General features: G+C 68.5%; 13 protein-coding genes and 1 riboswitch. Of the genes, 5 read left to right on the top strand and 8 right to left on the bottom strand.

What is annotated here, in order from left to right; genetic code table 11:
* Window positions 1-24: 24 nt before the first annotated feature.
* The 4 genes from N4G70_RS20540 to N4G70_RS20525 all read left to right on the top strand — a co-directional run bounded on the left by N4G70_RS20540 (window position 25) and on the right by N4G70_RS20525 (window position 3052).
* A complete protein-coding gene (locus tag N4G70_RS20540; protein ID WP_261714131.1) occupies window positions 25-864 on the top strand; it encodes a helix-turn-helix transcriptional regulator in 840 nt (279 codons plus the stop codon).
* On the top strand, window positions 848-1183 hold the full coding sequence (locus tag N4G70_RS20535; RefSeq protein ID WP_261714130.1) for a DUF397 domain-containing protein: 336 nt from the start codon (window positions 848-850) through the stop codon (window positions 1181-1183). Before N4G70_RS20540 ends, N4G70_RS20535 begins: the two co-directional genes overlap by 17 nt.
* A 328-nt stretch (window positions 1184-1511) precedes the next feature.
* Window positions 1512-2417 carry a hypothetical protein gene (locus N4G70_RS20530; RefSeq protein ID WP_399036187.1) on the top strand — a complete coding sequence of 302 codons (906 nt, stop codon included), beginning with the start codon at window positions 1512-1514 and terminating at the stop codon, window positions 2415-2417.
* 56 nt (window positions 2418-2473) lie between these two features.
* Entirely contained in the window at window positions 2474-3052 is a 579-nt protein-coding gene (locus N4G70_RS20525; RefSeq protein ID WP_261714129.1) for a Uma2 family endonuclease, read from the top strand.
* A gap of 8 nt (window positions 3053-3060) precedes the next feature.
* Here the strand turns inward: N4G70_RS20525 and mycP are convergent, their stop codons facing one another.
* The 8 genes from mycP to thrC all read right to left on the bottom strand — a co-directional run bounded on the left by mycP (window position 3061) and on the right by thrC (window position 12041).
* A complete protein-coding gene (gene mycP, locus N4G70_RS20520) occupies window positions 3061-4278 on the bottom strand; it encodes a type VII secretion-associated serine protease mycosin (RefSeq protein WP_261714128.1) in 1218 nt (405 codons plus the stop codon).
* A 29-nt stretch (window positions 4279-4307) separates the two neighbouring features.
* A complete protein-coding gene (locus N4G70_RS20515; RefSeq protein WP_261714127.1) occupies window positions 4308-5792 on the bottom strand; it encodes a translation initiation factor IF-2 in 1485 nt (494 codons plus the stop codon).
* The gene (locus N4G70_RS20510) at window positions 5792-6301 is read right to left on the bottom strand and encodes a hypothetical protein (protein WP_261714126.1); all 510 of its coding nucleotides are present in this window, start codon (window positions 6299-6301) and stop codon (window positions 5792-5794) included. Before N4G70_RS20510 ends, N4G70_RS20515 begins: the two co-directional genes overlap by 1 nt.
* A 127-nt stretch (window positions 6302-6428) precedes the next feature.
* Window positions 6429-7196, bottom strand: coding sequence for a DUF4097 family beta strand repeat-containing protein (locus tag N4G70_RS20505; protein WP_261714125.1), 768 nt, complete (start codon window positions 7194-7196; stop codon window positions 6429-6431).
* 265 nt (window positions 7197-7461) lie between these two features.
* Complete coding sequence (gene groL, locus N4G70_RS20500; RefSeq protein WP_120722186.1) at window positions 7462-9084, bottom strand: chaperonin GroEL; 1623 nt, start codon at window positions 9082-9084, stop codon at window positions 7462-7464.
* A gap of 626 nt (window positions 9085-9710) precedes the next feature.
* Complete coding sequence (locus N4G70_RS20495) at window positions 9711-9914, bottom strand: cold-shock protein (protein ID WP_005315736.1); 204 nt, start codon at window positions 9912-9914, stop codon at window positions 9711-9713.
* 402 nt (window positions 9915-10316) lie between these two features.
* The gene (locus tag N4G70_RS20490) at window positions 10317-10592 is read right to left on the bottom strand and encodes a MoaD/ThiS family protein (protein WP_119103018.1); all 276 of its coding nucleotides are present in this window, start codon (window positions 10590-10592) and stop codon (window positions 10317-10319) included.
* A gap of 96 nt (window positions 10593-10688) precedes the next feature.
* Window positions 10689-12041, bottom strand: a complete 1353-nt coding sequence (gene thrC, locus N4G70_RS20485; RefSeq protein WP_399036180.1) for a threonine synthase — start codon at window positions 12039-12041, stop codon at window positions 10689-10691.
* Window positions 12042-12058: 17 nt separating this feature from the next.
* Window positions 12059-12205, bottom strand: a riboswitch (SAM riboswitch).
* Window positions 12206-12338: 133 nt separating this feature from the next.
* On the opposite strand from thrC, the gene N4G70_RS20480 reads away from it, so the two are divergent.
* Window positions 12339-13385, top strand: a complete 1047-nt coding sequence (locus N4G70_RS20480; RefSeq protein ID WP_261714124.1) for a glucosyl-3-phosphoglycerate synthase — start codon at window positions 12339-12341, stop codon at window positions 13383-13385.
* Window positions 13386-13532: the final 147 nt, after the last annotated feature.

Genomic DNA, 13532 nt, shown 5'->3' with positions numbered 1-13532 from the left:
CCCCGCCTGTCCAGGGAGTTGCCCATGCCAGGATCCAAGGACCTCGACCCCTCCTCCTCTCCCCGCGCCTTCCTCGGCGCCGAACTCCGCTTCGCCCGCGAAAAGGCCGGCCTCACCCAGGACGAACTCGGCCAGCCCCTCTTCGTCTCCGGCTCCTTCATCGGCCAACTCGAAGCGGGCACGCGGCGCATGCACCTCGAATACGCCCGCCAGATCGACGAGATCCTGGGCACGGACGGTTTCTTCACCCGCAACTGCGTGGCGGCGGCGAAGTCGAAATACCCGGATCACTTCGCCGAGGCGGCGGAGGCGGAGGCCGTGGCGACGACGATCCGCGAGTATGCGCCGCTGCTAATTCCGGGGCTGTTGCAGACCGAGGCGTATGCGCGGGCCGTCTTCCGCGCCTACCAGCCCACGGCGCCGGAGCCCGTCATCGACGACCTGGTGTCCGCCAGGCTGGACCGCGCCCGCCTGCTCGATGATCCAACGACGCCCTTGTTGTGGGCGGTACTTGATGAGGCGGTACTGCGGCGGCGGGTCGGCGGCTCGGCAGTCATGGCCGAAGCCCTGGCCCATGTGGCGGCCCTCGGTTTCCGGCACCGGATCATCGTGCAGGTGCTGCCGTTTGCGGTGGGTGGGCATGCGGCGCTCAACGGCTCCCTTAAGTTGATGAGCTTCGAAGGCGCTCCACCACTCGCATACCTCCAGGGACTCGGAACGGGACGGCTCCAGGATGATCCCGCCACGGTTACCCGACACGAACTGACCTACGATCTACTTGGGGCCAGCGCACTGCCACCACAACAATCCCTGGCCCTGATCGAATCAGTGGCGGAGGATTACGCCCATGAGGATCAGCCCTGAGTACGACCTGAGCAAGGCCACGTGGCACAAGTCCAGCTACAGCGGCGGCGATGGCGGCGATTGTCTTGAGGTCGCCCGTTGGCAGAAGTCCAGTTACAGCGGTGGAGACGGCGGCAACTGCCTCGAAGTGGGCCACTGGCGCAAGTCCACCCACAGCGGCAGCAGCGGTGGCGACTGCCTCGAAGTCCGCGACGGCGTACCGCACATCGTCCCCGTCCGGGACTCGAAGACTGCTCCGCACGGCCCGACGCTCGTGTTCCGGGCGGCGACGTGGTCGGTCTTCATCGACAATGTAAAGGCATCCAACTCGGCGGACTGACAACGCGGTTCGCCAGGACGAGCCGGTCACCTCCCCGAGGTGACCGGCTCGTTGCGCATACGGCTCGAAGCTCACGCGCCGGACGTCGAGCCGTGCTGGAAATCGAATGGGTGGAGGGTCTCAACCCACCCTCCCACCCTGCGTGTTGGGCTCGCAGCACAGCCGATCGGCACTTTCCGCGTTCGACTTGCCACAGAGGGTGACGAGCGTCTAGCGTCCCAGACAGCAAATAGCCCCCTTCGGTGCTGAGAACACCTCCGGGGGCTGACCGCAAGATCGAAGAGACCGATCCGGCGGTGCGACCACCTCGATCGAGTTAGGCGATCCGATGGCTGACAGCCACTTTAGTGCCGACCCCTTCGCCGCGCATCCGGACCGGCATCCGATGGCCAGTCCGGGCTACGGAAAACGGCGCGTTCCCGATCAACGCCCGCGCACGAATCACGACTTCATGCACCTTCCGCCACGCGAGGCGGCTGTTGCCGGGTACATAGACCGGCTTCCCGAGGGCGCGGACATGTCCGTGAAGACGCTGGCCCAGGTGCTGCCGTACGGGCAGTGCGCCCTGCGTACCGCCCTCCAACGCCTCGTGCACGCGGGCCACCTACGCCGGGGGCGGGAACATCTGCGCGGCTCGGACAGCGCCCGCTGGGTGACCCGGACCTGGTTCTCGCGTACGGCGCGGGACGACGCGTGGTGGGCGGAATTCACCCGTGGGGGTGGCGACGACAGTTCACCGTCGCCGCCACCCCCGCCGCCCCAGCCTGCTCCCCCGTCGGCTCAACCGGCTTTGCGGAGCCGGGCGTTGATCCTGCTGGCCGCCCTGGGGCGTACCGCGCCGGTGCTTTCTCTCTCGGCGCGGGAGTGCGCGGAGCTGGCACCGCTGGCCGCCACGTGGTTCGAGCGCGGCGCGACGGAACAGGACATCCTGCGCGCCGTGACCTCCGGCCTCCCGACCCCGGTCCACAGCCCGGCCGCCCTCACCCGGACCCGCCTCATCAACAAGCTGCCCCCGGAACCACCGCCGCCACGCCCGGTACTGCGCATCCTGGAGTGCGCGAAGTGCGGCGCCCCGGGCCGCCCGGAGGCTCTGCCAGGCGGGGAATGCGGCCCCTGCCGAGGCGAACCGGGTCCCCGGCCATCCGGCGCGGCCCTCTCCTCGGCCAGGGTCCACGCCCTGGCCGCCGAGGCCCGCGCGGCGGCGGGCCGCCCGGCCGAGAGGACACCCGCATGACCATGCAGCCCATCCGCGCGCCGGGCGGGGCACGATGGAGGGGAGGAGGCGACGCCATGACCCCCAGCACCGCCGAGCACCCCCAGATGTCCGTCGAGGACTTCGAAGATCTCGCCCGCCATGCTCCCGAGACGGTGACTCTTGAGTTCATCAACGGAAAGCTAGAGGTCAAGCCCGTGCCGGACGGCGACCACGTCACGATCTTCATGTGGCTGCTTCGACAGTGCATGCAGGCGCGACCCGACCTGGATCTGCACCCCGAGCAGGGTCTGAAGGTCGGGACCTACCGCAATGGGCGCGCTCGGCCCGACGGGTCGCTCGGACCGGTGGGCCATTTCGCCGGGCAAGGCGAATGGGCTGATCCCGCCGGGGTTCTCATGGTCGTGGAAGTCACCTCTCACGACTCCGGCACAGACCGTCGCGACCGGGTCGAGAAGCGCGACGGCTACGCAGAGGCCGGGCTACCCGTCTACCTCCTCATCGACCGCGACGCCGACGCTGTTGTCGTCCACAGCGCCCCGCGCGACGGCCGCTACGCCGAGATCACCGCCTACGCGTATGGCGCGACCGTCACCCTCCCGGCCCCCTTGGGCATCACTCTGGAAACCGAGGGGTTGAAGGACTACTCCCTTTAGACCAGGGCTCAGTGGGCGCCGACTCGTTGGCGACGCTTGCGCAGAGCCCAAAAACCTAGAGCTACGACCAGGGCGCCCGCGGCCCCAACCCCCCAAATGACAGCGCCAGTTGGCCGCTTCTCAGACTCGGTAGCCTGAACCGCTTCTGCCTTGGCCGGAGTGCCGGCCGGACTCGGCGCCGGGGGCGCGGTCGACGGCGCGAGGTCGGGCAGGGGGTACACGTCGGCCGGGCCCGGGTCGCCTGGGTTCTCCAGGGCGATCCGGGGGCGGACGATGCCGTAGCCGATCGAGTCGTTCCGCTTCGACCCGTCGGTGGGGGCGCCAATGGTGTTGAGCATGACTCGGAGCACCTGGTTGTTGGTCCAGGTCGGGTGCTTGGACCAGATCAGGGCGGCGGAGGCGGAGGCCAGGGCGGTGGCGTCGCTTGTGCCGTCGGTTTTACAGAGGCCGGTTTTGCCTCCGCAGGGGTGGACCATCTCGGCGCCGGGGGCGGCCATGTCCACCTGGGGGCCGTATTCAGACCACGCGGTCCTGCGAAGGTCCTTACCCACTGCCCCTACGCCCACCACGCCTGGTGTGGCGGCCGGGTATTCGACCCGGTTGTCGCTGTCGCCACTGTTCCCGACCGCGGCAAACACCAGCGATCCCTTGTTCAGGGCGTACTTCACCGCTGCGGTCAGCTGGGCAGAGCCTGCGGCTCTGCCCAGAGAGAGATTGATGACTTTCGCGCCTGCGTCGGCCGCATAGCGGATCGCCTGGGGCGCAACCGCGTTGAACCGCTTGTCGCCTTCGGCCTGGTTGGCGGCGTCACCTGCTTTAGGCAAGCGGACTGGAAGAATTTTCACGCCCGGGGCAAGGCCAAAAGCCCCGCCTCCGCCGTCGCGTGCCCCCGTCCCAGCGATCAACCCGGCCATGCTTGTGCCATGACCCTCATAGTCGGCGCGTGCGTCCCCCGGCTGGTCCTGTGCGAAGTCCTTGCCTGGCAGCACTTGTCCGAGCAGATCGGGATTGTTTGAGTCGACGCCTGAGTCGATCACGGCAACGGTGACGCCCGTGCCTGTACTGGTTCGCCACATATCGTCGGCCTTCATGGCGTCGAGGAACCACTGCTTCTCGCGTGTCGACTGCGCCCAGGCAGGCGCGGCGGCGGCACTCAGCAACAGCACGCCGCACAATGCCAATACGGCTGCGGACCCACGCTTGCGCCGAACACTGCTCAATGGCATGAGCTTCCCTCGCGCCTTTCTTGTACGCATCAGTCGATGACCGGCGGCACAACGCGTGGGTCGTCCCGCAGCCATGTCTCGTCGTCTTCGACGAGGTGGCCGCGGACGTTATCGCCTGCCTCACGCCGTGATTTTCCTCTTTGCGAGTCCCTGGGCAGTCGCCCGCCACCCTGGCCTCCACCGCCCGCATTCCCAACGACCGGCCTTCCGCCCGATACGCCTCCTCGTTCCGCTCCTGCACCAGTCGATGCGGCACGGGTGCCGGCAACGCGCCCCGACTGCTGTGTGCTTCCCCCACTCACCCCGCTGCGTGGCGTAAGCGAAGCGTGACCAGGCGCCGCTCCCGGCCGACCCATTGCCTGCCCGACAGGACCCGCTCCGGTAATGGGCCTCGTCGTGCCGTGGCCTTCGGTTTCCCCTACCCCTACGACTGTTCCCTTGGGAATGCCACCATTCGGTCGGCCCTGTGGAGCTGGAACGGGGCGACCACCCGTGATCCCGGGACTGCCACCGGGCAGCCGCACGGAGTTACGGCTGGAACGGCTCTGCCGGGGCTCCACCAGGGATCGCTCCCCGGCCGACGGCCGCTCCGGGCCAATTGCGGTGGATGGCACGCTCAACCCTCCGCCGAAAATCGGCGGAGACACACGTGTTACCGGCGTCTCACTGACGGTCAGTCCCAGCGCGCTCCTGGCAGATCCTGGTGTCCGTACTGCGGGCGGCAACGAGGCCACCGAGTCGACATCCATCCGCGCAGGTCGCGGCGCCTCCGCCAGCACAAAACGCTCTGGTGAGGAGAGATCAGGCTGCTGCGACGGATTGGGAGCAGCGGAGGTTGAGGCTCCTGAACGCACGGACCCTGCTGGGGCGGCGTGGCCAGGAGAGGAAGTACCTAGACCCGTACCGCCTGAGTCAAGATCGACTCCAGTACGACGGAGAGAACCGTCGTTATCCGGCGCAATCGTCGCCGGCGGCGGCGGAAACTTCGGCCGTACCAAGCCGTTCATCTGCGTCGCAGACTGCTCGTACGCCTGGCCCAGCTTCCGCATCTGGGCGACGGCCTCCTGCCGGACCTTCTCCTTGTCGGCTTCCAGTGCCGCCAGTTCGGACGTCGACTTGCGGGCGATCATCGACGCGTCCGGGTCGTTGTGTGCGGCCTTGGCCGCGGCCAGGTTTCCTTGTGCGCCCGTCTGGTCGCGGGGGATGGCGGCCTGGGCCGTGGCGATGGCGTCGGAGGCGTGGCCCAGCCATTTTGAGGAGTCTTCGCTGAAGTCGCCCAGGCGCAGGGTCGCGTTGGCCAGGTCGGCGCTCCAGGTGCGGAAGGCGTCCGCGCCCGCGCCCTTCCACTCGACCCATTGGGGGCGGACCTTCAAGTCGTCCGCGATCTTCCGGATCTCCTTGGCCGCGGCCGCCAGGCGGTCGGCGGCGCCCTGCACGGTGCCGCTGTTCGCCTGGTCCAGCCAGGCCAGCATGGCTTCGTGGCTCATGCCCTCGAAGGGCGTGCTGCCGCCCATCAGATCGTTCCTCCGGCGTCGCCGCCCGACGGCTTCGGCATCGGCTTGTTCTGGTTCGGCTGCTCGGGGTGGTAGTCGCCCCCGTAATGCTTCTTTGCTTCCGCGCTGATCGCGGCCATCCGTTCGCGGATGTCCGCGTCGATGTTCTGGTAGCCCTTGTGGGAGGCCAGCACCGCGATGCCCATGCCTTCGATGGAGTCCGACAGGAGGCGGGACAGATTCTCCAGCTCGGTGATCACCGTCTCGTACGAGGTGAACAGGCCCGAGGCTTCGGTGAACGCGCCGGCCCCGCCGCCGAACTGGTCTCGTGCCAGGCGCTCCTGGCCCACCTGGCCGGGGCCGGCCGGTGAACCCTTGAGGGTGCGGATCAGTTCGTCGACCCGCCGCTGGAAGTTTGTGAAGGACGACAGTTCGGTGACCACGTCGCCCGCAGCGGCCGCCCCCAGGCCGAGCATGCCGAACTGCCAGGGCGGCGACTGCGGCGCGCCCTTGTCCTCGTTGGTTGCCAAAACCCCTCCCCCGTACAGCCCTTGCCCCACAACTCTAGCCAGCGGTCATTGCAGTTCACAGTCGTACCAGTGCGAACAGTGCCCAAAACTGGCCAATGTGGCGCGGGAGATGACGCGTTCGGGGCGGCTATGTGGCCTGCTTCAGGGTGATGCCGCCGTTGGCCGTGGTCAGGGTCAGGTGGTGGGCGGCCGAGGGGGCGTCGGGTATGCCGAGGGCCTTGTGTCCGTGGCTGGACTGGGCCGAGACCCGGTAGGGGGCGCGTGGAGCCGTCACCGTGATGCTGCCGTTGCTGGTCTGGGCCGTGACGTCCTGCACCGTGGCGGGGGTGAGGGTGATGGCGCCGTTGGACGTGCGGGCCGTCGTGGCCGTGCCCTTCAAGCCGTTCGCGTCGATCGAGCCGTTGCTCGTGCGGATGTCGACCGGGCCCGTCGCTCCGCGCACCTTCACGCCGCCGTCACTCGTCGACACCTGGACCTGGCCGACCGAGGACAGGCTCAGGCCGCCCGCCCTGGTGGAGCCCGTGACCGGGATGCCGGCCGGGACGTCCACCACGTAGTCCACCGAGCAGTGGCCCGCGCAGCCGCCGAGGACCAGGACGCCGTTCTCCACGCGGTACGTCGGTTCCGTCGGCTTCTTCTTGCCCCGGTAGGTGACCTCGCGGTGCACGGCGGCCTTGGCGAGACCCTGCTTTCCGCGCACCCGGAAGCCGTCCGACGTCCCGTCTATCCGTACCGCCGTGATCGTGTCCTTGACGGTCGCGTCGTCCTTGAAGGTGGTGCTGTCCATCATCGGGCCGCATCCTGCGAGTGCGCCCACCGCGAGGACGGTGAGGGCGGTCAGGGCGGTGAGTGGCACGGCCGCGACGGAGCGGGTACGCAGTCGTGTGGTGGTCATGAACGTCCCCCGGATTGATGCCAGTTGATGCCAGTGGATGCCAGTCGAGGCGTCCCATCGGCCCTCGCTGTGTCTCAAGCTTGCCCGGACCCGAGCCCTCGCACCATGGCGCCAGCACCCGTATCGACCTTCGGTTTTCCGTAGGCCGTCTGGTTCGGTCGGCACGAAGAACGAACGGCCGAGGGCGGCACCCCCAGCGATGGGGATGCCGCCCTCGGCGTACACCTTTGGCAGCGAACTGCCGTGAACCACCGATCCGTTGGGATCAGAAGTCCATGTCACCGCCCGGCATGCCGCCCGGAGCGGCCGCGGCGGCCTTCTCCGGCTTGTCGGCGATGACGGCCTCGGTGGTGAGGAAGAGCGCCGCGATGGAGGCGGCGTTCTGGAGCGCGGAGCGCGTGACCTTCGCCGGGTCGATGATGCCCTCGGCGATCATGTCGACGTACTCACCGGTCGCGGCGTTCAGGCCGTGGCCGACGGGCAGGTTGCGCACCTTCTCGACGATGACGCCACCCTCGAGACCACCGTTGACGGCGATCTGCTTGAGCGGGGCCTCCAGGGCCAGCTTCACGGCCTTGGCGCCGGTCGCCTCGTCACCCTCGAGCTCAAGCTTGTCGAACACCGCGGAGGCCTGGAGCAGGGCCACGCCACCACCGGCGACGATGCCCTCCTCGACGGCCGCCTTCGCGTTGCGAACGGCGTCCTCGATGCGGTGCTTGCGCTCCTTGAGCTCGACCTCGGTGGCCGCGCCCGCCTTGATGACGGCCACGCCGCCGGCGAGCTTGGCGAGGCGCTCCTGGAGCTTCTCGCGGTCGTAGTCCGAGTCGCTGTTCTCGATCTCGGCGCGGATCTGGTTGACACGGCCCTGGACCTGGTCGCTGTCACCGGAGCCGTCGACGATCGTCGTCTCGTCCTTGGTGATGACGACCTTGCGGGCGCGGCCGAGCAGGTCGAGACCGGCGTTCTCCAGCTTGAGGCCGACCTCCTCGGAGATGACGGTGCCGCCCGTGAGGATGGCGATGTCACCGAGCATGGCCTTGCGGCGGTCGCCGAAGCCCGGAGCCTTGACGGCGACGGACTTGAAGGTGCCACGGATCTTGTTGACGACCAGGGTCGACAGGGCCTCGCCCTCGACGTCCTCGGCGATGATCAGCAGCGGCTTGCCGGACTGCATGACCTTCTCGAGGAGCGGCAGCAGGTCCTTGACCGAGCTGATCTTCGAGTTGACGATCAGGATGTACGGGTCGTCGAGCGACGCCTCCATACGCTCCATGTCGGTGGCGAAGTACGCCGAGATGTAGCCCTTGTCGAAGCGCATGCCCTCGGTGAGCTCGAGCTCCAGACCGAAGGTCTGCGACTCCTCGACCGTGATGACGCCTTCCTTGCCGACCTTGTCCATCGCCTCGGCGATGAGCTCGCCGATCTGGGTGTCGGCGGCGGAGATGGAGGCCGTAGAAGCGATCTGCTCCTTGGTCTCAACATCCTTCGCCTGCTCCAGGAGGGCGGCGGAGACGGCCTCGACGGCCTTCTCGATGCCGCGCTTCAGGGCCATCGGGTTGGCGCCGGCGGCCACGTTGCGCAGACCCTCGCGCACCAGGGCCTGGGCGAGGACGGTCGCGGTGGTCGTTCCGTCACCGGCGACGTCGTCCGTCTTCTTGGCGACTTCCTTGACCAGCTCGGCGCCGATCTTCTCGTACGGGTCCTCGAGCTCGATCTCCTTGGCGATGGAAACACCATCGTTGGTGATCGTGGGGGCGCCCCACTTCTTCTCGAGGACGACGTTGCGGCCCTTGGGGCCGAGGGTGACCTTGACGGCGTCGGCGAGCTGGTTCATCCCGCGCTCGAGACCGCGCCGTGCCTCCTCGTCGAACGCGATGATCTTGGCCATGTGAAGTGGTCCTCCCGGACAGGGGTGGCGTTCTTCGTGGACCGCGTCGGCGCCCGCGACGGACGGCCTGCATCCCTTGTGGTTCCTTGCCCCACATGGGCTGCGGGCCTCACTGACCCGATCCAAGTTCTGTCACTCTCACTCGGAGAGTGCTAACGCCAATGATTAGCACTCGGTACCTGCGAGTGCAAGCGAGTCTCTTGAACCGGGGGCCTCACTTGCCGGGTGGGGCTTCGGTCGGGTGCCCCCCGGCGAGGGGGCGGGCGCGGGTCCCCTGGGGGGCGGGGCGCTTCTTGCGCAGTTCCCCGCGCCCCTTCAACCCGGTTTCGGCCGCGGGCCGTGCGTGGCTGGTCGCGCAGTTCCCCGCGCCCCCAAAACCCGGATTCGGCCGCGGGCCGCGGTCGTGCGCAGTTCCCCGCGCCCCCAAACCCCCGTTTCGGCCGCGGGCCGTGCGTGGCTGGTCGCGCAGTTCCCCGCGCCCCTAAGTAACTCGATGGCGGCCAGCACAGGTCATCTCGGCCGTTGGGGACGGGGTGTTTGGGGGGCGGTAGGGACGCGTGGAGGGGGCCACCCTGGTGGGTGGCCCCCTTCATGCGTGCGTGCGTCGGTGGTCGATCGCGCCGAGATCAGACGGCGAGCTTGACCATGTCCGCCTGCGGACCCTTCTGGCCTTGCGAGATCTCGAACTCGACTCGCTGACCTTCTTCAAGGGTGCGGTAACCGTCCATCTGGATCGCGCTGTAGTGGACGAAAACATCCGCACCACCGTCGACCGCGATGAAGCCGTACCCCTTCTCCGCGTTGAACCACTTGACGGTGCCCTGAGCCATGCCTAACTCCCCTATTACTGGCCCTTGCACGGGACCACACTTCGCGGACCCGGGTCAGACCTGCACCCTCCGACAGGAGAGGGTGTGCGCCGGAACGCGTCGACCGCGGCTGAATGTATCTGCCCAACTGCCCTCTGCAACAGGTCAATCGGACGAGAATTCCGGGCGCACTCGGGGAGCGGAATGCCATCAATTCAACATTCCGGGGCAAGTCGGGCCGGGCAAAAGCGCACTTAGGGCGCAAAGGGCTCGCATACTTTGGCCCCACGTTGTCGCGTTCTCATATGCGCTCGGCGCCGGAAGCGAGGGGGCTTCCCCAACTGTACCCCGCTCAACCATGTTGAATTGCCCCCTCCGCTTCTCTTGCGGAGGGGGCAATTCCGAAAACAAACGCGGGAGCGATCAGCCGCCCGCCACCGCCGGAATGATCGAAACACCGGCGCCGTCGGGCGTGGCCGTCTCCAAGCCCTGCTCGAAGCGCACGTCGTCGTCGTTGACGTACACGTTGACGAAGCGGCGCAGCTTGCCCTGGTCGTCCAGGACGCGCGCGGCGATGCCGGTGTGGTTCTTCTCCAGGTCGGCGATGACCTCGGCCAGCGTCGCGCCCTCGGCGGCGACCTCGGCCTGGCCGCCGGTGTAGGTGCGCAGGATCGTGGGGATGCGGACGTTCACGCTCATGGTTCGGTGCTCCTAGTCGTTCGGCAGTGGCTCAATGGGGCAGTGGCGCAATGGCCCAGTGAGCCCCACTTCATCGCCCAGCGGGCGAGGGATCGCTCAGTGGGCGAGGCCCGCGTCGCGGAAGGCGTCCAGGCTCGGGCGGATGGTCGCGGTCGCCTGGGACGTGGCGGCCACCGCGTCCAGGGTCTTGAGCCCGTCACCGGTGTTGAGCACCACCGTGGTGAGCGAGGGGTCGAGGAGACCGGCCTCGATGAGCTTCTTGGTGACGCCGACCGTCACACCGCCCGCGGTCTCCGCGAAGATCCCCTCGGTGCGGGCGAGCAGCTTGATGGCGTCCACGATCTGCTCGTCGTCGACGTCCTCCACCGCCCCGCCCGTACGGCGCGCGATGTCCAGGACGTACGGGCCGTCCGCCGGGTTGCCGATGGCGAGCGACTTGGCGATGGTGTCCGGCTTCTGGGGGCGTACGACGTCGTGTCCGGCCTTGAAGGCGGTCGACACCGGGGAGCAGCCCTCGGCCTGGGCGCCGAAGATCTTGTACGGCTTGTCCTCGACGAGGCCGAGCTTGATCAGCTCCTGAAGTCCCTTGTCGATCTTGGTGAGCTGGGAGCCCGAGGCGATCGGGATGACGAGCTGGTCCGGGAGCTGCCAGCCGAGCTGCTCGCAGATCTCGTACGCCAGCGTCTTGGAACCCTCGCCGTAGTACGGACGCAGGTTGACGTTGACGAAGCCCCAGCCCTCGCCCAGCGGGTCGCCGATGAGCTCGGAGCAGAAGCGGTTCACGTCGTCGTAGTTGCCCTCGATGCCGACGAGCTCGCCGCCGTACACCGCGGCCATGACGACCTTGCCCTGCTCCAGGTCGTGCGGGATGAACACGCAGGAGCGGAAGCCGGCCCGCGCGGCGGCGGCGCCGACCGCGCCGGCGAGGTTGCCGGTGGAGGAGCAGGAGAGCGTGGTGAAGCCGAAGGCGCGGGCGGCTTCGAGGGCCTGGGCGACGACGCGGTCCTTGAAGGAGTGCGTCGGGTTGCCGGAGTCGTCCTTGACGAACAGCTTGCCCGGCTCGACGCCCAGCTCGCGCGCCAGGTTCTCGGCCTTGACCAGCTTGGTGAAGCCCGGATTCAGGTTCGGCTTGTCGGCCACGTCGGCGGGGACGGGCAGCAGCGGCGCGTAACGCCAGATGTTCTCCGGGCCCGCCTCGATCCGCTTGCGCAGCGCCTCGGGGTCGCCGAGCGGCAGGTCATAAGCCACTTCGAGCGGTCCGAAACACAGTTCGCAGGCGAAGATCGGGCCAAGTTCGAAACGCTGGCCGCACTCGCGGCAGGAAAGCGCGGACGCCGGACCGAGATCCACGGGAGTGTTCACGGAAGCACGGGTGGAGGCGTTGGCGGAACCGGAGGCGCCGGAAGTGTTCTCGGCGGAGGTACGGCTTTCAACGGTCTGTGCAGACATGGAGGGGAGGCCCTTTCTCCTCATCTTCCTCAGGGCGAACTTCGCCATGAGACGGATTTGGCACCTTCCCTAGCCGGTGGCCTCGTGGTCTTGATCGACGAGAACCGACTGGAGGGTTGCCGGGGCTTCAACGGGCCGTTTCCCTCTGCCCCTCTGGATGAGCGGTATTTGATTGTCGGCGTGAGGACCCCCGGCATGCGACGGTCCCTCGCGTTGTTCAAGACTGTAACCGAAGCCCCGGACGGTTGAGATAGACGTCCGAACCGCGAGATGGATCACACAAGGAGGCCAGGAGCCGTGCTGGAAGAGGTGGAACGCTGGCTGAGCAGGCGTTCCTGGGCCGCGGCCGAGCGTCCGCTGGACCGGATGCTGGCCGCGAAACACCGCACGGGGACGACGGTCAGTGTCGTGTTGCCGGCGCTCGACGAGGAAGCCACGGTCGGCGCCATCGTGGCCACGATCCGGCGCGAGCTGATGACCGACGCGGTGCCGCTCGTCGACGAACTCGTGGTCGTCGACTCCGGCTCCCGCGACCGTACCGCCGAGGTCGCGGCCGAGGCCGGCGCCCGGGTCGTGCACCGCGACGCGATCCTGCCCCGCGTTCCCGCGCTGCCCGGCAAGGGCGAGGTGCTGTGGCGCTCGCTCCTGGTGACCAGCGGCGACGTCGTGTGTTTCGTCGACGCCGACCTGAGGGACTTCGACGCCGGGTTCGTCTCCGGCATCGTCGGGCCGCTCCTGACCGACCCGGACGTGGCCTTCGTCAAGGCGATGTACGACCGCCCCTTCCTGGACGGGGCCGACGCGCTCCTGTCGGACGGGGCCGACGCGCCTTTGGCGAACGCGGACATCCGTGAGGGCGCGGGTGGGGGCCCGGGTGGGAGCCCTGGAGGGAGTGCGCTTCAGGGCGGGCGGGTCACCGAGCTCGTGGCGCGCCCGCTGCTCAATCTGCACTGGCCCCAACTGGCCGGAGTGGTACAGCCGTTGGGCGGCGAGTACGCGGCCAGGCGCTCCCTCCTGGAACGGCTGCCGTTCCCCGTCGGGTACGGGGTGGAGCTGGCGCTGCTCGTCGACTCGCTGCACACGGTGGGCCTCGACGCGCTGGCCCAGGTCGACGTGGGCGTACGCAAGCACCGCCACCAGGACGGGCAGGCGCTCGGCCGGATGGCCGCCGCGATCTACCGCACCGCGCAGTCGCGGCTCGCCCGCGGCCAGCTCGTACGGCCCGAGCTGACCCAGTTCGAGCGCGGCGAGCACGGCTTCGTACCGCGCACCTACGCGGTGGACACCGAGGAGCGGCCGCCGATGCGGGAGATCGAGGAGTACGCGGTCCACCGGGCGGCATAGCGGGGGCATGGCGGGCGGTGCCTTCGGGCGGCATAGCGGTGACACGGCGGGCGGCGCTTTCCCGGTGGCATAGCGGTGGCATGGCCTGCGGTGCCTTCGGGGGCCCAGCGTGGCCGGATCCCGTCCACGGGGGTGGGCGCACGGGTG

It is taken from the genome of Streptomyces sp. ASQP_92 (assembly GCF_025399895.1).
In the GTDB taxonomy this organism is placed as follows: Bacteria; Actinomycetota; Actinomycetes; order Streptomycetales; family Streptomycetaceae; genus Streptomyces.
This window is presented reverse-complemented; position numbering and strand designations above follow the sequence as displayed.